The organism is Clostridium sp. AF21-20LB (assembly GCF_003478795.1).
In the GTDB taxonomy this organism is placed as follows: Bacteria; Bacillota; Clostridia; order Lachnospirales; family Lachnospiraceae; genus Otoolea; species Otoolea fessa.
On record NZ_QUGD01000002.1, the window covers coordinates 129,442 to 150,590 of the forward strand.

General features: G+C 49.1%; 13 protein-coding genes, 5 pseudogenes and 1 other annotated feature. Of the genes and pseudogenes, 3 read left to right on the top strand and 15 right to left on the bottom strand.

All coding sequences use genetic code 11. The features are described from left to right. Positions 1 to 7: 7 nt before the first annotated feature. From cobM to DWX76_RS02050, 3 genes are all read right to left on the bottom strand, one after another. A complete protein-coding gene (gene cobM / locus DWX76_RS02040) occupies positions 8 to 781 on the bottom strand; it encodes a precorrin-4 C(11)-methyltransferase (protein ID WP_118523386.1) in 774 nt (257 codons plus the stop codon). Between the two features lie 23 nt (positions 782 to 804). After that, positions 805 to 2,037: a cobalt-precorrin-5B (C(1))-methyltransferase CbiD gene (gene cbiD, locus DWX76_RS02045; RefSeq protein WP_118570029.1), complete on the bottom strand. Its 1,233-nt coding sequence runs from the start codon at positions 2,035 to 2,037 to the stop codon at positions 805 to 807. A 323-nt stretch (positions 2,038 to 2,360) separates the two neighbouring features. Beyond that, a complete protein-coding gene (locus DWX76_RS02050) occupies positions 2,361 to 2,594 on the bottom strand; it encodes a hypothetical protein (RefSeq protein ID WP_022358715.1) in 234 nt (77 codons plus the stop codon). Between the two features lie 128 nt (positions 2,595 to 2,722). Here DWX76_RS02050 and DWX76_RS02055 point away from each other — a divergent pair, with 128 nt between their 5' ends. Further along, positions 2,723 to 4,138 carry an alanine/glycine:cation symporter family protein gene (locus tag DWX76_RS02055; protein WP_118472688.1) on the top strand — a complete coding sequence of 472 codons (1,416 nt, stop codon included), beginning with the start codon at positions 2,723 to 2,725 and terminating at the stop codon, positions 4,136 to 4,138. Positions 4,139 to 4,203: 65 nt separating this feature from the next. On the opposite strand, the gene DWX76_RS02060 is transcribed toward DWX76_RS02055, so the two are convergent. Beyond that, positions 4,204 to 5,382: a phosphoribosylaminoimidazolecarboxamide formyltransferase gene (locus DWX76_RS02060; RefSeq protein ID WP_022358717.1), complete on the bottom strand. Its 1,179-nt coding sequence runs from the start codon at positions 5,380 to 5,382 to the stop codon at positions 4,204 to 4,206. 204 nt (positions 5,383 to 5,586) lie between these two features. Further along, on the bottom strand, positions 5,587 to 6,300 hold the full coding sequence (locus DWX76_RS02065; protein WP_117795557.1) for an IMP cyclohydrolase: 714 nt from the start codon (positions 6,298 to 6,300) through the stop codon (positions 5,587 to 5,589). A 577-nt stretch (positions 6,301 to 6,877) separates the two neighbouring features. Between DWX76_RS02065 and upp the strand changes: the two are divergent. Next, positions 6,878 to 7,506 (top strand): annotated as a pseudogene (gene upp, locus DWX76_RS02070) (uracil phosphoribosyltransferase). Between the two features lie 91 nt (positions 7,507 to 7,597). Here the strand turns inward: upp and DWX76_RS02075 are convergent. The 10 genes and pseudogenes from DWX76_RS02075 to DWX76_RS02120 all read right to left on the bottom strand — a co-directional run bounded on the left by DWX76_RS02075 (position 7,598) and on the right by DWX76_RS02120 (position 19,634). Further along, positions 7,598 to 9,554 (bottom strand): annotated as a pseudogene (locus DWX76_RS02075) (fructose-1,6-bisphosphatase). Between the two features lie 292 nt (positions 9,555 to 9,846). Next, complete coding sequence (locus tag DWX76_RS02080; protein ID WP_107000411.1) at positions 9,847 to 10,329, bottom strand: GNAT family N-acetyltransferase; 483 nt, start codon at positions 10,327 to 10,329, stop codon at positions 9,847 to 9,849. Between the two features lie 387 nt (positions 10,330 to 10,716). After that, positions 10,717 to 13,367 (bottom strand): annotated as a pseudogene (locus tag DWX76_RS02085) (valine--tRNA ligase). A 110-nt stretch (positions 13,368 to 13,477) separates the two neighbouring features. Further along, complete coding sequence (locus DWX76_RS02090; protein WP_022358726.1) at positions 13,478 to 13,669, bottom strand: DUF6472 family protein; 192 nt, start codon at positions 13,667 to 13,669, stop codon at positions 13,478 to 13,480. A 186-nt stretch (positions 13,670 to 13,855) separates the two neighbouring features. Then, positions 13,856 to 14,152 (bottom strand) — a binding site (T-box leader). 167 nt (positions 14,153 to 14,319) lie between these two features. Beyond that, complete coding sequence (locus tag DWX76_RS14055) at positions 14,320 to 14,766, bottom strand: hypothetical protein (RefSeq protein ID WP_207664888.1); 447 nt, start codon at positions 14,764 to 14,766, stop codon at positions 14,320 to 14,322. A 225-nt stretch (positions 14,767 to 14,991) separates the two neighbouring features. Further along, positions 14,992 to 15,252, bottom strand: a complete 261-nt coding sequence (locus DWX76_RS14060; RefSeq protein WP_207664889.1) for a prepilin-type N-terminal cleavage/methylation domain-containing protein — start codon at positions 15,250 to 15,252, stop codon at positions 14,992 to 14,994. 189 nt (positions 15,253 to 15,441) lie between these two features. Continuing rightward, on the bottom strand, positions 15,442 to 16,323 hold the full coding sequence (locus DWX76_RS02100; protein WP_118570030.1) for a MetQ/NlpA family ABC transporter substrate-binding protein: 882 nt from the start codon (positions 16,321 to 16,323) through the stop codon (positions 15,442 to 15,444). Between the two features lie 111 nt (positions 16,324 to 16,434). After that, positions 16,435 to 17,100 (bottom strand): methionine ABC transporter permease, encoded by a 666-nt coding sequence (locus tag DWX76_RS02110; RefSeq protein WP_118472773.1) that lies wholly within the window; start codon positions 17,098 to 17,100, stop codon positions 16,435 to 16,437. Position 17,101: 1 nt separating this feature from the next. Further along, the gene (locus tag DWX76_RS02115; RefSeq protein ID WP_118570031.1) at positions 17,102 to 18,115 is read right to left on the bottom strand and encodes a methionine ABC transporter ATP-binding protein; all 1,014 of its coding nucleotides are present in this window, start codon (positions 18,113 to 18,115) and stop codon (positions 17,102 to 17,104) included. Between the two features lie 429 nt (positions 18,116 to 18,544). Next, positions 18,545 to 19,634: pseudogene (locus DWX76_RS02120) on the bottom strand (glycosyltransferase family 2 protein). A 271-nt stretch (positions 19,635 to 19,905) separates the two neighbouring features. Between DWX76_RS02120 and DWX76_RS02125 the strand changes: the two are divergent. Further along, a pseudogene (locus tag DWX76_RS02125) lies at positions 19,906 to 21,044 on the top strand (DUF362 domain-containing protein). Positions 21,045 to 21,149: the final 105 nt, after the last annotated feature.

Consider the following 21,149-nt stretch of genomic DNA (forward strand, 5'->3'; position numbering starts at 1 on the left):
CTTTCTATTACTCATATACAAAACCATCCGTCCCCTGACGGAATTCAGTTGTGAATTCTGGCGCATATAAACGTGAGCGCTCGTATCCTGCCTGGGCAGTCACATCCCCGACGATAATCAGAGCTGTTTTTTTGATATTTTCCTGCTCTGCCGCCTCTGCAAGCGTGGCAACCGTGCAGACAACCCGCTTTTCATCCGGCCAGGTCGCTTTGTACACGATCGCCGCTGGCGTGTTCGCCTCATATCCGCCCTTTATCAGCTCTTCCGAAAGCTTCTTCAGCATTCCCGTGCTTAAAAATATAACCATAGTCGCATGATGCGCTGCAAACGACGCGATGCTCTCCCGCTCCGGCACCGGCGTCCGCCCCGCCATCCGGGTGATAATCACGCTCTGCGAAACGCCCGGCAAGGTATATTCCAGATTCAATGCAGATGCCGCGCCGCAGAAAGAGCTGACGCCCGGACATACCTTATAAGAGATATTTAACTTGTCCAGCTCGTCCATCTGTTCCCGGATCGCACCATACACGCAGGGGTCGCCCGTGTGAAGCCGCACCGTCATCTTACCCGTCGATTCCGCTTCTTGGATCTTTTCGACCACTTCTTCCAGCGTCATTTTCGCACTGTCATAGACAACGGCTGATTCTTTTTTATAATCCAAAAGCTCTGGATTGACCAGAGAACCTGCGTAAATAATCTGGTCTGCCTGATTCAAAAGGCGTGCTCCCCGCACTGTGATTAAATCTGGCGCTCCCGAACCAGCTCCGACGAAATATACCATATATGTGATTTCTCCTTTTTTATTTAATATTCGAATCTCAACTTTTCGTAATTTACGATTATTCTATCTATCATTACTTCCATGCCTCTCTCCATCTCCAGCAGCTCCCGCACATACGCATCCGCCCCAGCTGTCCGCGCCATCAGTCCATAATTGCTCGAAAATAGCATTACCTCCGTCTGAACGCCGCTCTCTTCTTCCAATACCGCTTTGACCTGATTCGCTACCTGCTCCATGACCTGTTTCAGATATCCATGTTCATATAGGAAATCTGCCGCTTCCTCAGTCGTATTCATCGGCAGCAGGGCATCTGCCTCCGGAAATCCAACGGTCCGCGCGCATGCAGACAAAATCTCCATCCGTCTGTCACCATACCGGGAATGTGTATTCATCACACCACCTGCCACTTTGACCAGTTTTCCAACATGCCCTGCCAAAAGCGCCTGGTGAATTCCTTCCTGTGAAAGCATTTTAAAGCTGGTCCCGATAAAATTACTGCACTTGATGAAATTTTCCATCGAAAGCCCGGTTTCTTCTTTTAAAAATCGTTCTCCATAATTGCCTGGCGCCACTGCCAGCAGCGAAACATCCTCCTGGGCGTGCACCCGGATATCCAGCCGGATCGTCTCAACCAATGCCGCCTCACTCATCGGGTTCACAATCCCAGTTGTTCCAAGCACCGAGATACCACCGATGATCCCCAGATGCGGGTTAAACGTTTTCTCCGCCAGCTCCCGCCCGGAAGGGATAGAAATCTCAATCCGCAAAGGTAACTCCGGCATGCCCGCCTCCCGGCGTGCCAGAGCCGCCTCCCGGAAAATAGCCGTCCGCGGTACCGGGTTGATCGCGTAATGCCCCACTGGACACGAAAGACCGTCCCGCGTCACCATGCCGATGCCCTCGCCGCCGGTTACCTCAATTCCCGGATACGCCGGGTCTGTGTAACCGCTTTCAGTTATGCTATCATGACAAGCCAGAACGGCCCGTGCACAAACCAATGTCCCATTCGTCACATCCGGATCGTCACCGGAGTCCTTCTGTACACCGCATACTGCGCTATCTTCCTCCCGCTCTGCCCGGACAATCGGCAGAATCGCCCGGACGCCGGAAGGTGTCACTGTCTCTGCCGCCGCAGGTGCTTCCCCTGTGCAGAGAAACAACACCGCCGCCCGCGTACACGCCGCCGCGCAGGTTCCGGTCGTAAATCCGGTTCGAAGTTCCTTTTTTTCATCTGTCTGTTTCTTTTCCGTCTCCATCTGCCTCCCTGTATGCCATTTTCTGCCTGAAGATTCTTCTGTCCATTATAGGAGATTTACACCCGACTTTCAACTTATTACTATTTATCTTTATTTAAAATTCCAGTAACAATCCCTCATTTTCCCCTTGCACTTTCCTCAACTGTGCGGTACAATACGGAATATAAATAAGTAGATTTAATTACATATTCAAAAAATAGTTATTATAAACGTGCAAGGACAGCTAACATGTAAATATAAAAAACCGGAAAGATCTTCTCTTTCCGGCATTTTAAGTCTCACACACTTTAAAACAATACAGTTTTAAACAACAACGTGAAACATTATTTGGTACGGACAACCAGATGGGCATTGACATACTCCCAGGAGTATGTGCCCGCTTTGCCGCCATCCTCAATGAAAAATGGAGTTACCATCTTGTAGCCTTCATCCATCATCATGGTTGCAGCTTCCAGACATGATTCCTCTTCGTTTTCAAAATCAACATTAATGCATGGATTCTCTTCCATGGAAGGATTGTCCTCATTCGGATCTAAATGTGCAATTGCGTACTGCATATGAATTCTCCTTTTCCTTATGATACTGAGAGTCTGAAAACTCCCTGCCACTCATTATAACTATCTTTCAATCAATCGTCAAGCACCTGCGGGCGCACCTTTACTATATAAAATTTTGGGGTGAAAACATGAATACAATTATCAATTTAATCGAAAAAACCTACTATTTCCTCTGGGGTGACTGGATTCATCTGCCGCTTCCTGGCGGAACAACCATCAACCTGCCGCTTCTGGTTCTTCTGCTCGTCCCGACCGGTATCTTCTGTACTATCCGGACGCGGTTCCTGCAGATCCGAATGCTTCCGGATATGCTGCGCGCGCTGCTGGAAAAGGCCGAAACCGGACACAAAGGTGGCTCTCTCTCCGCACTCCAGGCACTGATCGTGTCAACTGCGACCCGCGTCGGTATGGGAAATCTTGTCGGTATCGTTGCCGCTCTCTCCGCCGGAGGCGCCGGTGCGTTGTTCTGGATGTGGGTAACCGCGCTGCTCGGTTCGGCAACCGCTTTCATCGAGGCGACCTTAGCCCAGCTTCACAAACAGCCGGATCCGCTCTACGGCGGTTACCGCGGCGGTCCTGCTTACTACATTCACGACTGGATCAACAGCAAACGCCAGAAACAGGGCACGCCGGTTTCGAAGAAAAATCTTCTCTCCGTACTGTTTGCGCTCTCCGGTCTGATCTGCTGGTGCGGTATCAGCCAGGTCATCAGTAATTCCGTGACCTCTTCTTTTAAGAATGCATTCGGCATCCCGCCGATCTACTCATGCTTGTTTTTAGTTCTCCTTGCGGCAGTCATCGTTCTTCGGAAAAATGCCTCCGTCAGGGTTCTGGATCTGCTGGTTCCGATCATGGCAGGCATTTACATTATCCTGACCCTGTTTTTAATTATCGTGAACTTCCGCCAGCTTCCAGGCGTTTTTGCCCGCGTTTTTGAGGAAGCACTCGGTCTGCGCCAGGCAATCGCAGGCGGCTTCGGCGCCGTATTGATGAACGGTGTCAAACGGGGACTTTTCTCCAATGAAGCAGGAAGCGGTTCCGCCCCGTGTGCGGCAGCGACGGCAGAAACCTCCCATCCTGCCAAAGTCGGACTGATGCAGGCGATGGGCGTTTTCATCGACACGCTTCTCTGCACCTGTACAGCCATGATCATGCTGCTGGTCCCGGCTGATAAAATCTCCGGTCTGGAGGGCATGGATCTGCTGCAGGCGGCAATGAGCTGGCATTTCGGGGAATTAGGCGTCATTTTCATAGCCGTAATCCTGTGGCTGTTCAGTTTCACTACCTTCATCGGCATCCTCTTCTACGCCCGCTCCAATGTGAGCTACCTCTTCGGAGACACCTGGGCCGCCCAGACGGCGTACAAGATTCTCGCCCTGATCATGATGTTTGTCGGCGGACTGACCGCCTACACCTTTGTCTGGGATCTCGGTGATGTCGGTGTCGGTCTGATGACCGTCTTCAACCTGATCGCGCTGATTCCGATGTCGAAAGAAGCGCTTGTAAGCCTGCGGGATTATGAGGCAAAATATAAGAAATCATAGCCACTTTATTTCGAAATAAAAAGGGCGTGTGAAAAAACGAGAGTTTTTTCACACGCCCTTTTTCATTAATGATGGAACAGACGGATTCCCGTAAATGCCATTACAATGCCATATTTATTGCAAACCTCGATTACATTGTCATCACGAACCGATCCGCCCGGCTGTGCGATGTACTGAACGCCGCTCTTGTGCGCGCGCTCAATGTTGTCGCCAAATGGGAAGAATGCATCAGAACCAATGGTTACACCCTTCATGCCGTCCAGCCATGCGCGTTTTTCCTCACGGGTAAATACCGGCGGTTTTACCTTGAAAGTTTTCTGCCATGCGCCCTCTTCCAGCACATCCATATATTCTTCTCCGATATAAACATCGATCGCATTGTCGCGGTCTGCACGCTTGATTCCATCCACAAACTGAAGATTTAACACCTGCGGAGATTGGCGCAGATACCAGTTGTCGGCTTTCTGACCTGCCAGACGGGTACAATGTACACGGGACTGCTGACCTGCGCCGATACCGATCGCCTGTCCATCCTTCACGTAGCAGACAGAGTTGGACTGTGTATATTTCAGGGTAATCAAAGATACGATCATGTCGATCTTCGCGTTATCCGGCAGCTCTTTATTCTCAGTCACGATATTCTCCAGCAGCTCACGGTTGATTGTCAGATTATTTCTACCCTGCTCAAAGGTCACGCCAAATACCTGTTTGCGCTCCACCGGAGCCGGTACATAATCCGGATCGATTTCAATGACATTGTACTTGCCATTTTTCTTTGATTCCAGAATCTCCAGCGCCTCCTTGGTATATCCCGGAGCAATCACGCCATCCGATACTTCTCTCTTGATGATGCGCGCCGTATCTGCATCGCAGACATCCGACAAAGAAATAAAATCGCCGAAGGAAGACATGCGGTCTGCACCTCGTGCTCTGGCATATGCACACGCAAGCGGAGATAAGTCTCCCATATCATCGACCCAGTAAATCTTACGCATCGTCTCGTCTAACGGAAGTCCTACCGCTGCACCTGCCGGCGAAACATGTTTAAAAGAAGTTGCCGCCGGAAGCCCGGTTGCCTCTTTCAGTTCTCTTACCAGCTGCCAGCCATTGAACGCATCCAGGAAATTGATATATCCCGGTTTGCCGCAAAGTACCTTGATTGGAAGCTCACTGCCGTCCGCCATAAAAATGCGGGACGGTTTCTGGTTCGGGTTGCATCCATATTTTAACTCAAGTTCGTTCATCTTCATTCCTCCTGTATACCCATTTAAACGCATGATTCAAATGCTGTTTCAAGTCGAACGTCCGTGAGACTTGGCGCGTGATTCTGTCAGCGAGCTGACATATTCTTTACAGAATCACTGCGCATCCTCGCGGAGCGTTTATCTCTGACCTGTTTTCATTTTCAGACGGTTTTTGACTTTTTTTAACTATTTTCCAGTCTGTTCCTACTTATTTTTGTTAATGATCTTCGTCTGTGTCTCTCTGGTCGCAATATCAATATAGCGCACAAACAGAGATACCTTATTATCCGGGTTCAGATTCTCCCAGAGTGTCGCTGCAAACTCATCCAGGCTGTCCGGAATCTCGATCTTTTTCGGCTCACCCTCGAAGCTCGGAAGCGGATTGCCGTCGTGCATATAGGTGTGGATGAAATGTCCCTCGCCTGCAACCGGCTTCTCATACGCATATGTATAACGATGGCAGGAATCCGGATTGCCGTCGTTGGATTTCAGAATCGACAGCGCATAGTTGTAACCGCCATCCTCGATATGCAGGATACCGGAAATACGAGGTGTGTAGTTCGGCGCATCCGGCTCAAACTCGCGGCTTCTGAGGGACTGCTCAAAGGTCATCTGGCGATCCATTCCCTCATAAATCGTATCAGTCTGATCGCCGTTGGTCACGATCGTTTTATTTCCCAGCACACGGACCGGTGCATAGATAATCAGACTCGGATCTTCCAGCTTCGCCGGATCAAATGCCTGTGTGCGGATGCCCTCACCTTCTTCTACAAACACACGGTTGCGGCTGTTCTCGCTTCTTCCCATGATAAAGTATGCCGTAACCGCCTTCTTTCCGTCCGGCGTCCGTCCAATGATAATTCCGCGTCCCGGATAAGAATTGTTTTTCAGTTCCTCTGCTATCGATACAGTCTTCATAATGGCAAAGCTTCCTCCTTCATTGTTGTGCAATAATTCACTACTTTATATTTTACCACATTCTATTCTCATTTCCAGTTAGATTTATTGATTTGTTTTCAGAAGTATTGCTTATATATAATACTGGTATTATTTTTTATTCTAATAAACATATAAAAGCACCTGCATTCTTTTACAAATGCTCTGCACTACTTCATGACAAACCGCTCTTTTACCGAGTTACTGTTCACGCATACGTGCCCAGTAACTGAATTTGCCGTGGCTTCGCATTTAAATACGGCAAATTCCTGCTGCCACCACGTTTTCTTACGGCACTTTCGGTTCCAAAAGTGCCTACTTGTGAACAGTAACCAAACCGCTCTTTTACCAAAATACATCATAAAACAGACTGTTCAATCTGTACAATTCGGTGTATAATTAAAGAAAATATGCCATCAGGGCGATACATTTCACATATGTATACAGATTTTGGGAAATGACGGCATGAAGATAGCACAAAATTCGCAAGCGGTCTGCGCTATGCACCGTTACGAAAAAACGTTCATCATCAAAATTCAAGAAAAGGCAGGTTATGAATATGAAAAATGTAACAATTCTCGATCACCCGTTGATTCAGCACAAGATCTCGCTCCTCCGCAACAAGAACACCGGAACCAACGAATTCCGTTCCCTGACCGATGAGATTGCGATGCTGATGGGCTATGAAGCGCTTCGCGATCTTCCGCTGGAAGATCAGGAAGTAGAAACTCCGATCGAAACCTGCAGCACTCCGATGCTGGCTGGTAAAAAACTTGCCGTTGTCCCGATCTTACGTGCCGGTCTCGGTATGGTAAATGGTATTCTGGCGCTCGTTCCGTCCGCAAAGGTTGGTCACATCGGACTCTACCGCGACGAGATAACCCATGAGCCGCACGAATACTACTGCAAGCTGCCAACCCCGATCGAACTGCGTACCATCGTTGTCACCGACCCGATGCTGGCAACCGGCGGTTCCGCAGTGGAGGCAATCGACTTTATCAAAGCACGCGGCGGAAAGAACATCAAATTCATGGCAATCATCGCTGCTCCGGAAGGATTAAAGAGACTGCATGAGGCACATCCGGATGTCCAGATCTATGTCGGTCATGTCGATCGCTGCCTGAACGAAAACGCTTACATCTGCCAGGTCTGGGAGATGCAGGGGATCGGATTTTTGGTACGAAATAAATACTATAGCATTCACAAAAAATCGCTCTTCCCTCTTCTGGGTTGAGCGATTTTCCATTTTATCTTTATTTAAAATTTCGTTCTCAAATCGCTACCGCGTAAATTTCTCCGCGATCGCACCGCTATAGTACGCATTCAGCAGTTTTTCCAGATCTTTGATCTTCTCTTTCAGTTCCCGTCCGATATCGGTATCCCCGACGCACTTGCGCTCCGGCACCCATTTGACCATACGGCTCTCGGAGTGGATATCACTCTCCTTCTCGATCGCCGCCTCGGTGGACTCAAACGGATCGTGCGCTGCCAGAATCAGACCGTAGGAGTTGTAAATCAGCGTATACCCCGCGATACCGGTTTCTTTCTGATATGCCCTTGAGAAACCACCGTCGATGACGAGAAGCTTACCGCCGCATTTGAGCGGGCTCTCGCCGTCTTTGGATTTGACCGGGACGTGACCGTTGATGATGTGCGCGCCCTCCGGCTCCAGACCGAATTCACGGAGAATGCGGTCAAGCACTTCCTCATTTTCCAGCATATCGTAATACGGATTTTTTACTTCTTTATGTGTCTCTTTTTCTGCCAGAAAATAGCGTTCAAACGTTGCCATCTTGTCCTTGCCGAACAGCGGGGAATTTTCATTCAGCCAGATATACCACATCATATCCCTGCCTTTTTCCCGCTCTGCCTTATCGACCGCGACAAACCCCTTGCGGACATAATTGTCCAAAATATCGTACAGCGCCTTTCCCTTATATTGCTTGCCGTAGATCTCTACCTCCTTGAAGGTACCGTCCTTATTTAACGGAACGCAGCCATGGTAGAGAAGGTTATTGTTGTATACTTTATAGAGACTTCCCTTCGCCAGCAGAAACTTCATATGCTGCTGCAGCTTCTCGCAGTTCATGAACGCACGTTCCAGACGTTCCATGATATCCGCTTCTTCCGGTGTAAATGCATATGGATCCTTCGGATCCACCGTCGGGAAATTCATATCAAGCATCTTGTACTCTCTGCCATCCATTTCCAGAACGCCGCGTTCAAAATCAATATGATGCAGAAGATTTCGTTTCTCCAGACCAAATTCCGGATGGCGCTTGATGATCTGCCTTCCGCCTTGAACTGGATGATCGAGATCGCCTTGTGCATCTTCTGGTTCATCTCGCGCTCAGACGCACTGTAAGAGTCACTGCCCTTTAACTGGAAGCAGGTGCACGGGTCATCCCCATATGTATTGATCGCAAAGGTTGCCAATGGAAGAAGGTTGATGCCGTAACCATCCTCCAAAATATCCAGGTTTCCATATCTCGCGCAGATACGGATTGCGTTTGCAATACACCCCATCTGTCCCGCTGCCGCGCCCATCCAGAGCACATCGTGATTGCCCCACTGGACATCAATCGAGTGATAGGTCATCATCTTGTCCATGATGATATGCGGTCCCGGACCCCTGTCATAGATATCGCCTACGATATGAAGATGATCGACCGTCAGGCGCTGAATCAGCTCGCTTAGCGCTATAATAAAGCTTTCGCCCGTCCCACACGGACAATCGTCTGGACGATGGCATCGTAGTAGGATTCCTTGTCCTGCAGATCACCGCGCTCAGTCAGAAGTTCTTCCAGCACATAGGCAAATTCCTTCGGAAGCGCCTTGCGGATCTTCGAACGCGTGTACTTGCTCGCTGCCCGGCGGCAGACCGCAATCAGACGATAGAGTGTGATCTTATACCAGTCATCCGGGTTCTTCTCCGTCTGCAGAATCCGGCTCATTTTCTCCGCCGGATAGTAAATAAGGGTTGCCAGTGACTGCTTATCCTGACGGCTCAGGGTATTTCCAAATACATCGTCAATCTTTCGCTTGACGGAACCGGAACCATTTTTCAATACATGAGAAAATGCCTCGTATTCCCCATGGATATCGGTCAGGAAATGTTCCGTTCCTTTCGGCAGATTTAAGATCGATTCCAGATTGATGATCTCCGTCGATGCCGCTGCAATCGTCGGGTAAAGCTCTGCCAGTCGATCCAGATAACGCGCCTGCAATGATTTCATGTTTTCTCTAACCCCTCCTGTTTGCGGACGCCCCTTTTGACCCTTTTTCACCCAATCCCGTGCAGCCTGCTTCCGATGCCCGTTATGCATATAAAACACACGCAAAAGATACACGCAGAAAGATGGAAAAGAATTTGTAATGCTTGTTGCAAACAATTACAAAAAATCGAAATGGCGTCTCATTTTTAATTCTGATACTTGTATCTTATCACACTTCTATTAAAAACGCCATTTCGATTCCTATAATAAGTATTATTAGTATTTGCGGGCAATCACGTATTTCTTCTTAAATTTAAAACTTATACCGCATCTGATACCAGATCACGTTTCCATGCACCGATTCCGAGATCCCCTCATTCACAAATCCAAACTTGGCATAATAGGCTATCAATTTTTCCTTGCACGTCAACACAAGTCCCTTCCTCCCCTGTTTTCTGGCATCCTCGATGGCGCACTGGAGCAACTGTCCCGCATAGCCATGTTTCCGGTATGCCGGGATCGTATTGACACCAAAAATCATCTGCCATGCGCCGTTTTCATCGTGCATTTCTGCCCGTTCGTACATCTCATCCGTCAGATCCGGCTTGTCTGTGACGAAGCCGTCCACAAACGCAATCAGCTTTTCGCCTTCAAACATGAGCCAGAAATGATTTCCATAATACTTAATTCTCTCCTCAAACTCCTCTTTCGTTGCGGCTTCCGCTGCCGGAAAGCATTCTGCTTCCACGGCTGCAATCTGAGCCAGATCTGCTATTGTCGCTGTTCTTATCTCCATAATATCTCGTATCATCCAATTATCCTCGTTCGAGGATAAAAAAATAATCTCCTTTCTCTCTTCAAAGGCATTCGCCCATATAATTCAAGTCGAACGTCCGTGAGACTTGGCGCGTGATTCTGGTCAGCGAAGCTGACATATTCTTTACAGAATCACTGCGCATCCTCGCGGAGCGTTTATCTCAGTCGGAGAATGGACTCCCACTGAGACAAATTTGCTATTACTCACCACCTGAAGAGGTGGGAGTCTTCTCGACTGAGATAAAAAACAGAATAATTTCGGTTCTTTCTTTGCAAATAAGCCAATGCATATAGTTTTCCCCATACACATCGGCTTATTTCACGCATCAGGCGGATCTCTCGATCCTGCCTTTTACTTCATATTCAACTATTTCCGCAGCTGTGCCAGGCGCTCCTGTACCTGTGCCATCATCTGGCGGTATTTCTCCAGCTTCTCACGCTCTTCGGCAATCTTTGCCTCCGGTGCGCGGCTGACGAACTTTTCATTACTTAACATGCCCTCGGAACGGGCAAGCTCTTTTTTCAACTTCTCCTCTTCCTTGGTCAGACGCTCGATCTCCTTGTCCAGATCCACCAGCTCTGCAAACGGCATATAGATGGTTGCCTTTGCAGTCACAGCCGATACGGCATCGTCTGCGATTCCGCTCTTGTCCTTCTGAAGGACAACCTCGCTCGCATAGCCAAGAGTTGCGAAGAATACACGGCTGTGCTCGAAGATGGCCAGAACTTCCGGATCCTCGGATACAACGTATACTTTTGCCTTCTTGCTCGGCGGTACGTTCATGGATGTGCGGACGCCGCGGATCGCGCGGACTGCATCCTTGATCGTCTCTACAGCTTTCTCCTCGTCTGCGAAATTCCACTCATCCTTGTACTCCGGCCAGGAAGAAATCATGATGGACGGTTCCTCATCCTGCAGGTTGCAGAAGATTTCCTCGGTGATGAACGGCATATATGGATGCAGCAGTTTCAAGGACTGAATCAGAACCGTTTTCAGGGTCCAGAGTGCAGCTGCCTTGGTGGTGTCTTCCTCGGACCAGAGTCTCGGTTTTACCATCTCGATGTACCAGTCGCAGAACTCCTCCCAGATGAAATCGTAAACCTTCTGGAGAGCGATTCCCAGCTCGTACTTATCCATGTTCTCGGTAACATCTTTTGCCAGCGTGTTGACCTTGGAGAGGATCCAGCGGTCAGCCATCTGCAGGTCAGAAAGCTTCACATCCGTTACCGGCGCTTTTTCGATGTTCATCATAATGAAACGGGATGCATTCCATACCTTGTTTGCAAAGTTACGGCTGGCTTCCACACGCTCCCAATAGAAGCGCATATCGTTGCCCGGTGCGTTACCGGTCATCAGGGTCATACGAAGTGCATCGGCGCCGTACTTGTCGATAACCTCAAGCGGATCGATACCATTTCCAAGGGATTTACTCATCTTGCGTCCCTGGGAGTCGCGTACCAGACCGTGGATCAGGACGGTGTGGAACGGCTCTTTGCCAGTCTGCTCCAGACCGGAGAATACCATACGGATAACCCAGAAGAAAATGATATCGTATCCGGTTACCAGCACATCGGTCGGATAGAAATATTCATATTCCGGTGTGTCCTTCGGCCAGCCGAGCGTAGAGAACGGCCACAGGGCGGAGGAGAACCAGGTATCCAGCGTGTCCTCATCTTGATGCAGGTGGGTGCCGCCGCATTTCGGGCATACCGCCGGTGCGCTCTTGGCAACAGTCATCTCGCCGCAGTCATCACAATAATAAGCCGGAATCCGGTGTCCCCACCAGAGCTGACGGGAAATACACCAGTCACGGATGCCCTCAAGCCAGTGCAGATAGGTCTTTCCGAAGCTCTCCGGAACGAATTTAAGTCTGCCGGATTTAAGTGCCTCTACCGCCGGTTTCGCCATCTCTTCCATCTTGACAAACCACTGTGGTTTTACCATCGGCTCTACGGTTGTGCCGCAGCGGTCGTGAGTACCTACGTTGTGGGAATGCGGAACGACTTTGACTAAAAGTCCCATTTCCTTCAGATCCTCTACCATGGCTTTTCTCGCCTCGTAGCGGTCCATGCCCTGATATTTGCCCGGTACGCTGATGGTTGCATCGTCATTCATGATGCAGATCTCTTCCAGGTTGTGGCGTTTTCCTACCTCAAAGTCGTTCGGGTCATGTGCCGGTGTGATCTTTACGCAGCCGGTACCGAACTCTTTATCTACATACTCATCCGCGATGACTGGAATCTCTCGGTCGGTCAGCGGCAGTTTTAACATCTTGCCTACGATATCCTTGTAGCGCTCATCCTCCGGGTTGACAGCTACCGCAGTATCGCCTAACAGCGTCTCCGGACGGGTGGTTGCGATCTCGACGAAACGTCCCTCTTCGCCGACGATCGGGTAATTGATGTGCCAGAAAAAGCCGTCCTGCTCCTCATGCTCTACCTCGGCATCCGAAATGGAAGTCTGGCAGACCGGGCACCAGTTGATGATACGGGATCCCTTGTAAATATAACCTTTTTCATACAGTCTGGTAAATACTTCCAGAACCGCCTCGGAACAGCCCTCGTCCATCGTGAAACGCTCGCGGTCCCAGTCAGCGGAGGAACCCAGCTTGTGAAGCTGTTTTACGATACGGCTGCCGTACTCTTCTTTCCACTCCCATGCTTTCTCCAGGAAGCCCTCACGACCCAGATCATGCTTGTCAATGCCCTGCTCTTTCAGCTTATTGATAACCTTAACCTCCGTTGCGATCGCGCATGGTCGGTACCCGGCTGCCACAGTGCCTCATAGCCCTGCATTCTCTTGTAACGGATCAGGATATCCTGCATGGTGTTATCCAGCGCATGTCCCATATGAAGCTGTCCGGTAATATTTGGCGGCGGCATCACAATCGTGAACGGCTTCTTGCCGTTTCTGCGTCCACGCTCTGCATCGGCGTGGAAATATTTGCTGTCCAGCCATTTCTGATACAGGCGATCTTCAATATCCGCCGGATTATATGTCTTTTCCAGTTCTTTCATTGATCGATTCTCCTTTTGTGTTTTAACTCATCAAATGCTGTTTATCCTCGCATTCTATCATGAACCGCATCTTGTTTACCTTCATTTTGTGTAATTTCCGATGCAGTTTCTTACATCTGTTTCCGGACAATCTTGTACTCATCATCCGTCTGGTAGTACGGGCAGACAAAACGCTGGTTGCTTAAAAATGCCGCCATCTCGTCCTCATCCAGATCTGCCTCGCACAGATAATACCCATAATCATCGTCATAGACATAATTGCCGCACGTATCACAGCTTGTCAGCGGACCCTGTTTTTTCATCTGTTTTGTCCTTTCCGAAGCGCGTTTCCTATGAAAAAGAATGTGCCTTGGCACATTCTCGCGCCGAGCGCGGTCGCTTGCGACATGTTTCTGCTTCGCGCGAGTGCGCATCCTCGCGGAGCGTTTTTTGTTTCATAGGACGTAATTTCCTATGAAATGAAAAAGCCCCTTGCAGACATATCATCTGCAAAGGGCGTCATATACGCGGTACCACCTTAATTCAATCAGGATTTCCGCCTGCCGGTGTTTTCTTTGCACACATCCAGACTTTACCCCAATCCTCTTGATTCTATAACGGGAACTCCCGGGATCTCTTATCCACCACTCTCTTTCACAACATTCCTAAGTCATAGCAGAACGCGGTTTTTCAGAAATCCGGCTCCGAAGCTACCTTCCACATCCGTTTCCCGGAACCGTCTCTCAACCTGCGCGGTTCTCTCTGTCAGGGCTTCTATGTGTACTCCTCTTCTTCACTGCCTTTCATTTTTCAGTTCCTTGTTATCATAGAGGTTTTTCAGGAAAATGTCAAGGTTTTCGGCACAGGTTGATAAATGATATATGCCCGTTACTGGGCACGTATGCGTGAACAGTAACATATGCCCTGGCTCTTCCCACTTTAAAGACGCCCAGCTGTAACAGCTGCACAGACCCTACTTCGGCAGCGTATCCTTATACTGTTGATACGTCCCATCCGTCACCAGCTTTGCGTATGCATCATATGCCTCCTGCAGATTCTCATACTTTTTATCATTCGAAAGATATTCCTTATACTGTGTTGGAGTCAGATGACCGGCGATTGCTATATAATTACCAGCTTTATTCACTCGCATAGCGGTAGTTGTTTCTGAAATATAAAACCTTCCATCTGCTGTACTGATAATAACCGGTATCTTCTTTCCTGCACCAACCGAATCTGACGATATATCTACAGATGTCCAGAATAAATATCGCTTCGACTTATCCTTCGCATCTCCCAGATAGGCCCAGGTTCCCTTTTTTAACAGGCTGTCCTCCTCAATCTTTGCCTGTATCTTTGGAAGCATATTGGATTTTGTACAGTTGGAATCAATTTCAAAATTGTTGTTATTACCCAGCATTTCCAATACGCCGCTGTTATTCAAGGGCGCATGCATATCGCAATTGATATTAAACGTATATTTCTGTTCCGAACCGCCTGTACCATTTTTACCTTTCCAGTTAAAAAGCACTCCCGAATTCGCTGATAGGAAACTTCACACTCCCCACCCGGAACCGGATAACCAATCCAGTTGGCCGTATCACCCTGATCATTATAATGCATCACTCCACCTATCGTCACCGGGTCATGCGACTGCCATTTTGCTTTTTTTTTGCTTCAGCTTTACAACCTTCACTTCATTCTCTGTATCCTCAATCATGACCGCTGCCATCACCTCTGCATAGGCAGAACGGACATTGGCAAGATCCGTGGCCTCCCGGCTGGCCTCCAGCTGCCTGGTGAAAATAGGAATAGAAATTGCAGCTAAAATGGCAACAATCGCAACGACTACCAAAAGCTCCGCCAGCGTAAAGCCCTTTTTCCTGTTCTGTATATGAATTTCCATTCTTATCACCCGCCTGTCACCTTTATCCTTTTTTTATTCTATCACATGATTCAAAAAAATTCACGCAAAACATTTTTCATCTGAGGCACATTCCCATAAATCGAAAGAAGAGACCCCCGCCTGCGGTTTTCACCGCAAAGCATCCGTCTCTTCCCAATTTCATTGCTGTAATCAAATTCCTGCCGTCAATTAAAACAGCGGAACAACCGCTCCATCGTACTTCGTCTCGATAAATTCTTTGATATCATCGCTTGTCAGGACTTCCATCAGAGCTTTTGTCTTGTCGCTCTCCTCGTCACCTTCACGGACTGCTACGACATTTCCGTATGTCTGGGCTGCCAGAGAATCAGAAGCCTCTACTGCCAGAGCATCGGTTACCTTTAAACCAGCCTCGATTGCGTAGTTGCCGTTGATAACTGCGATATCAGCATCCTGTAAGGAACGCGGAAGCTGTGCTGCCTCAAGCTCTACGATATCCAGGTTCTTCGGGTTCTCTGTAATATCATTGATAGTTGCGGTCAGACCTGCATCCTCTTTCAGTGTCAGAAGACCCTGATCCTGAAGAAGCAGAAGTGCTCTTGCCTCATTGGTTACATCGTTCGGCACCAGAACCTCTGCGCCGTCAGCCAGCTCATCTAAAGAATCGCTCTTGCCTGCGTAGATGCCGAATGGCTCATAATGGATTGCGCCTGCACTTACCAGATGAGTGCCATTCTCCTCATTGAAGGTATCCAGATATGGTTTGTGCTGGAAGTAGTTTGCATCCAGATCGCCGGACTCCAGTGCGTTGTTCGGCTGTACATAATCAGTATACTCTACGATCTCCAGATCGTATCCCTTGTCTGCCAGAAGCTCTCTTGCAGCTTCCAGGATCTCAGCATGCGGTGCCGGGCTTGCGCCTACTACCAGCTTCTCCAGATCGCCGTCTGCCTCTTTTGCCTCTGCGGTGGTCTCCTCTGCTGCCTCTGCAGCGGTCTCAGCAGTTGTCTCATTCGAGCTGGAAGAGCAGCCTGCTAAGGATGCAGCTGCCAGCAGTGCCAGAAATGTGGTTCCTAAGAATGATTTTTTCATAGTGTTTTCCTCCTCTTTGTATGTTTAAACAGTTCCTTTAAATTTATATTTCAGAAATGTCCTGCATCTGCCACAGACGATAGGCTGCATTTCATTTCTGTAAATATCTTATTAACGGATTCTCTTATCACTTCTTCTCGAACTCCGCGTAAAGATCTCCTGAATCAGCTGTGCGATAATAACGAGAATCACAACGGTAACCAGCATCATATCTGCCTGATAACGGTGGTATCCATATCGGATCGCCACATCGCCCAGACCGCCGGCGCCGACACAGCCTGCCATCGCGGAATATCCGAGGATTGTCGTGATCGATATCGCTGCGCCGACTAACAGGGACGGCTTGGACTCCGGAAGCAGCACCTTGAAAATAATCTGCCAGGTTGAAGCGCCCATTGATTTTGCTGCTTCAATCACGCCTGCATCAATTTCCTTTAATGATGCCTCTACCATACGGCTGATGTACGGGAACGCCGCGATTACCAGCGGTACAACTGCCGCATTTGCTCCGATCGTCTTTCCCACGATCGCGCGGGTCAGCGGCATTACCATCGCTAACAGGATGATAAACGGCACCGAACGGAGCAGGTTGACAATCACGCCCGCCACTTTGTTGAACAGCGGCACCGGACGGATGCCGTCTTTATCGGTTACAACCAGCGCCACGCCGAGCGGGATGCCGATCAAATAAGAAATCAGGGAAGAAAGACCTACCATATATAAGGTTCTCCAGGTCTCTTTTACCAGCATACTAACTGTCCTCGCATCAAATATCATCTTAGCGCACCTCCTCATAGGTCACACCGACCGTTTTTAAATAATTGCAGATACGCCCTGCATCCACCTCGTCCTCCGGGAGCTGCAGAAGCATCTGTCCCATCGCCTTGCCCCCGATATCGTGGGTATCCGCGAGAAGGATATTGACCGGAACCTTGCAGGCTAATACCATATTGGAAATAATTGGCTCCGAAGATTCCTGTCCATTGAAAATAACGCGGATCTGGCGCGCTCTGGCAAAGCTTGTCTTCTGCCCTAACGTCTCACCGAGAATCAGCTGCCGCCCAATCTCCGACTTCGGACCGGAGAAAATCTCTGATACCTTGCCAGACTCTGCAATGTGGCTGTGGTCGATGATCGCCACACGGTCGCAGATAGACTCAATCACCGCCATCTCATGGGTAATCACGATCACAGTAATGCCGAGTTCGCGATTAATCTTCTTGAGAAGCTCCAAAATCGATTTTGTCGTGTTTGGGTCGAGGGCACTCGTCGCCTCATCGCAAAGCAGCACCTTCGGGTTCGTGGACATCGCACGTGCAATCGCCACACGCTGCTTCTGTCCGCCGGAGAGCTGTGCCGGATATGCCTTCATCCGTTCTTCCAGACCGACTAATTTTAAAAGCTCAGCCGCCCGTTTCTTCGCCTCTGCTTTCGGGACACCGGCAATCTCCATCGGAAAGCACACATTCTGGAGTACATTTCTCTGTGCCAGAAGATTAAACTGCTGGAAAATCATTCCCATCGACTGTCTGGCTTTCCGAATCTCCGCCTCCTTCATCATCGACAGGTTCTGTCCCTCAAAAATAACCCGTCCCGCCGTCGGTGTCTCCAGATAATTGATACACCGGACCAGCGTACTCTTTCCTGCACCTGACAGACCGATAATTCCAAAAATCTCACCTTGCAGGATTTCCAGGTTAATATCATCTAACGCGGTCACCGTTCCGTTAGTTGTCTGGAATTGCTTTCCCAGTCCTTCCAGGCAGATGATCGCTTTCTTTCTCTGCTCCATTGTCTTTTCCCCTCTCTTTTTTCGAATATACAGCATTGATACCCTGTCGCATAAAAGATGCCACTACTGTTTTTCTGTCACAGGAAGCAGTTAGTGCCTTTTTGTGTCATAAGGAATTCCAAGGAATTTCTTATGACACAAAAAAGCCGCGAATCCAGTACGGATCGCGGCTTCCTATGCTATACTTACAGGTCTATCCGACCAGCCCGTTCCGTCTTTCATGCACACAAATATGACAGCACATCATACACATGCCGTTCATCATCATATTCATCTGCATGGCTTTACTCTGACGCATCGGATCTGTCCCCTTTCAGCTTATATTCCCTTATTCCTGATAGGAATTATTTGTTTATGAAGATACACCCATTTTCCGGGTTTGTCAAGTGTTTCCTGAATTTTTAAGAACTATTATTTTTAAGAGCTATTTCACTCCTGCTCCGGTTTTTGCACAGCTTCTCTTCTTTTTGATGTCTGGAGTTCCCGTGCTTCTGCACGGCTGCGGCGCAAATTTTCTCCCGGCATCTCCTGCCTCCGGCTGCGCCCTTTCTCACGTTCTCGGATGCGATCCGGCGTGCGGCTCTCGATGATATAGCGTGGGCGGTGCTTCGACTCCAGATAAATCTTTCCGACATACTCTCCGACGATTCCGACCGAGAGAAGGAGCAGTCCGCCGATAAACCAGAGCGACACCATCATGCTCGCCCAGCCAGTGATCGTATTGCCCCGGAAGAAATCAACCACTGCCCAGATAAGGAATCCAATACTGACAAAAAATGCCGCAATTCCCATGAACGTAATCATCCGGATCGGCTTTGTACTCAGCGAAGTGATGCCCTCGATGGCAAAAGCCAGCATCTTTTTCAGCGGATATTTGCTCTCCCCTGCTGCCCGCTCTTTACGGTCATAATATACCACATCGGACGGATAGCCGATCATCGGGACAATCCCGCGCAGAAACAGATTGACCTCCGAAAATTCCGCCAGTCCTTCCAGCGCCCTCCGGCTCATCAGCGGTAATCCGCATGATTATACACAGTGTTCGCTCCCAACGCATTCATAATCTTATAAAATCCCAGTGCGGTTGTACGCTTAAAAAATGTATCCGTCGTCCTGTGGCGACGCACACCGTACACGATGTCACAGCCAGCCATATACCGCTCGATCATCGCGTCGCATGCGTCCACATCATCCTGCAGATCGGCATCCATCGAGATCGCCGCATCACACCGCCGTCTCGCCGCCTCAAAAAGTCCTGCTAAAAGCGCATTCTGATGGCCGCGGTTGCGGCTCAGCTTCACACCTGCAAACCGTTCATCCTTCTCATGGAATTCTTCGATCAGCTTCCACGTTTTATCCTTCGAACCGTCATCTACCATCAGCACCCGGCTTCCCGGATGAATCCGGCGGCTGCGGATTAAATCATCTAATTTTTTTCCTAAAAATCTGCCGTCAATGGCAGAACTTCCTCTTCGTTGTAACAAGGCACCACGATATAGATAACCGGTGCATTTCTCATACTGTCATCTCCTGCCCGGGTCACTGTCCCTTCTATGCAGACAAGTCCCCTCGTATTTTCAAAAGCAGGTTTCCAGATACAGGTATCTTGCCAGAATCCTCCCTGCAGCTGAAATCTGCTTTTTCCATGTTTTTTTATTATATAGGAACTACATTAAAAAGAAAAGTAAATTTTTGACACATCCACCCGATTCCGGTATAATAAAATGGATTTTTTTATCACTTTACTATATAAAAAAATCCAAAAAAGCAATCTATCAGGAGGTATTCATATGTCAAAAGCTGAAAAAGCAAAGGTATACTTTACAGATTTCCACACCATTGCATTTGGCGATGGTCTCCCTGCCAAATTAAAAAAACTGATCCGTAAAGCCGGGATCGGTTCCATCGATATGGACGGTAAATTTGTCGCTATCAAGATGCACTTTGGTGAGCTTGGAAATATCAGTTATCTGCGTCCGAATTATGCCAGGGCCGTTGTTGATGTCATCAAAGAGCTGGGCGGCAAACCATTTTTAACAGACTGCAATACGATGTATCCAGGCAGCCGCAAGAATGCGCTTGAGCACCTGGAATGCGCCTGGGAAAACGGTTTTACCCCGTTGACTGTCGGATGTCCAATCATCATCGGTGATGGATTAAAAGGCACCGATGACATCGCTGTTCCGGTGGCCGGAGGCGAATACATCAAAGAAGCTAAGATCGGCCGTGCCGTCATGGATGCCGATGTTTTTATCAGCCTGACCCATTTCAAGGGACATGAGATGACCGGCTTCGGCGGTACGATCAAAAATATCGGCATGGGCTGCGGTTCTCGCGCCGGTAAGACCGATCAGCACAGCAGTGGAAAACCACACGTCAAGGAAAAGCTCTGCCGGGCTGCCGCCGCTGTCAGAAGGAATGTGCCAACGGCGGTCTCGTTTTCGATGAAGCCTCCAGAAAAATGCACGTGGATGCTGAGCACTGCGTCGGCTGCGGACGGTGTCTCGGCGCCTGCAACTTTGACGCGATCGAATTTGACAACAACGCAGCCAACGAGCTGTTAAACTGCCGTATGGCGGAATACACAAAAGCCGTTGTGGATGGACGTCCAAACTTCCATATTTCCCTGGTGGTTGACGTCTCCCCGAACTGCGACTGCCACGGTGAAAATGACGTACCGATCCTTCCAAATCTTGGTATGTTTGCTTCTTTCGATCCTCTGGCACTCGATCAGGCCTGTGTGGACGCCTGTCTGGCCGCTGCTCCGATGCCGGGCAGCCAGCTTGCAAAACATCTTGCCGATCCGGATTTCCACGATCACCATGACCATTTCACAAATTCCACACCAGAATCTGAGTGGAAAAGCTGCCTGGCACACGCGGAGAAGATCGGTCTGGGAAGCCGGGAGTATGAATTGATCACACTATAATAACATCACCCCCATCTGCCAGCTGTGCCGCCGGTCTTTTTGCGGCCGCAGAGCTGTGAAAAACGGAGCCGCCCCGGTCTTTTCTGCCGGTCGGCTCCGTTTTAT

What these genes read in the sequence shown, in the direction of transcription:
- DWX76_RS02110 (WP_118472773.1), bottom strand. Translation starts at nt 17,100, where the DNA reads ATGATATTTGATGCGAGGACAGTTAGTATGCTGGTAAAAGAGACCTGG.
- DWX76_RS02055 (WP_118472688.1), top strand. Translation starts at nt 2,723, where the DNA reads ATGAATACAATTATCAATTTAATCGAAAAAACCTACTATTTCCTCTGG.
- DWX76_RS02090 (WP_022358726.1), bottom strand. Translation starts at nt 13,669, where the DNA reads ATGAAAAAACAGGGTCCGCTGACAAGCTGTGATACGTGCGGCAATTAT.
- DWX76_RS02100 (WP_118570030.1), bottom strand. Translation starts at nt 16,323, where the DNA reads ATGAAAAAATCATTCTTAGGAACCACATTTCTGGCACTGCTGGCAGCT.
- DWX76_RS14055 (WP_207664888.1), bottom strand. Translation starts at nt 14,766, where the DNA reads ATGCTGGGTAATAACAACAATTTTGAAATTGATTCCAACTGTACAAAA.
- DWX76_RS02060 (WP_022358717.1), bottom strand. Translation starts at nt 5,382, where the DNA reads ATGAACGAACTTGAGTTAAAATATGGATGCAACCCGAACCAGAAACCG.
- DWX76_RS02050 (WP_022358715.1), bottom strand. Translation starts at nt 2,594, where the DNA reads ATGCAGTACGCAATTGCACATTTAGATCCGAATGAGGACAATCCTTCC.
- DWX76_RS02115 (WP_118570031.1), bottom strand. Translation starts at nt 18,115, where the DNA reads ATGGAGCAGAGAAAGAAAGCGATCATCTGCCTGGAAGGACTGGGAAAG.
- DWX76_RS14060 (WP_207664889.1), bottom strand. Translation starts at nt 15,252, where the DNA reads ATGGAAATTCATATACAGAACAGGAAAAAGGGCTTTACGCTGGCGGAG.
- cobM (WP_118523386.1), bottom strand. Translation starts at nt 781, where the DNA reads ATGGTATATTTCGTCGGAGCTGGTTCGGGAGCGCCAGATTTAATCACA.
- DWX76_RS02065 (WP_117795557.1), bottom strand. Translation starts at nt 6,300, where the DNA reads ATGAAGACTGTATCGATAGCAGAGGAACTGAAAAACAATTCTTATCCG.
- DWX76_RS02080 (WP_107000411.1), bottom strand. Translation starts at nt 10,329, where the DNA reads ATGGAGATAAGAACAGCGACAATAGCAGATCTGGCTCAGATTGCAGCC.
- cbiD (WP_118570029.1), bottom strand. Translation starts at nt 2,037, where the DNA reads ATGGAGACGGAAAAGAAACAGACAGATGAAAAAAAGGAACTTCGAACC.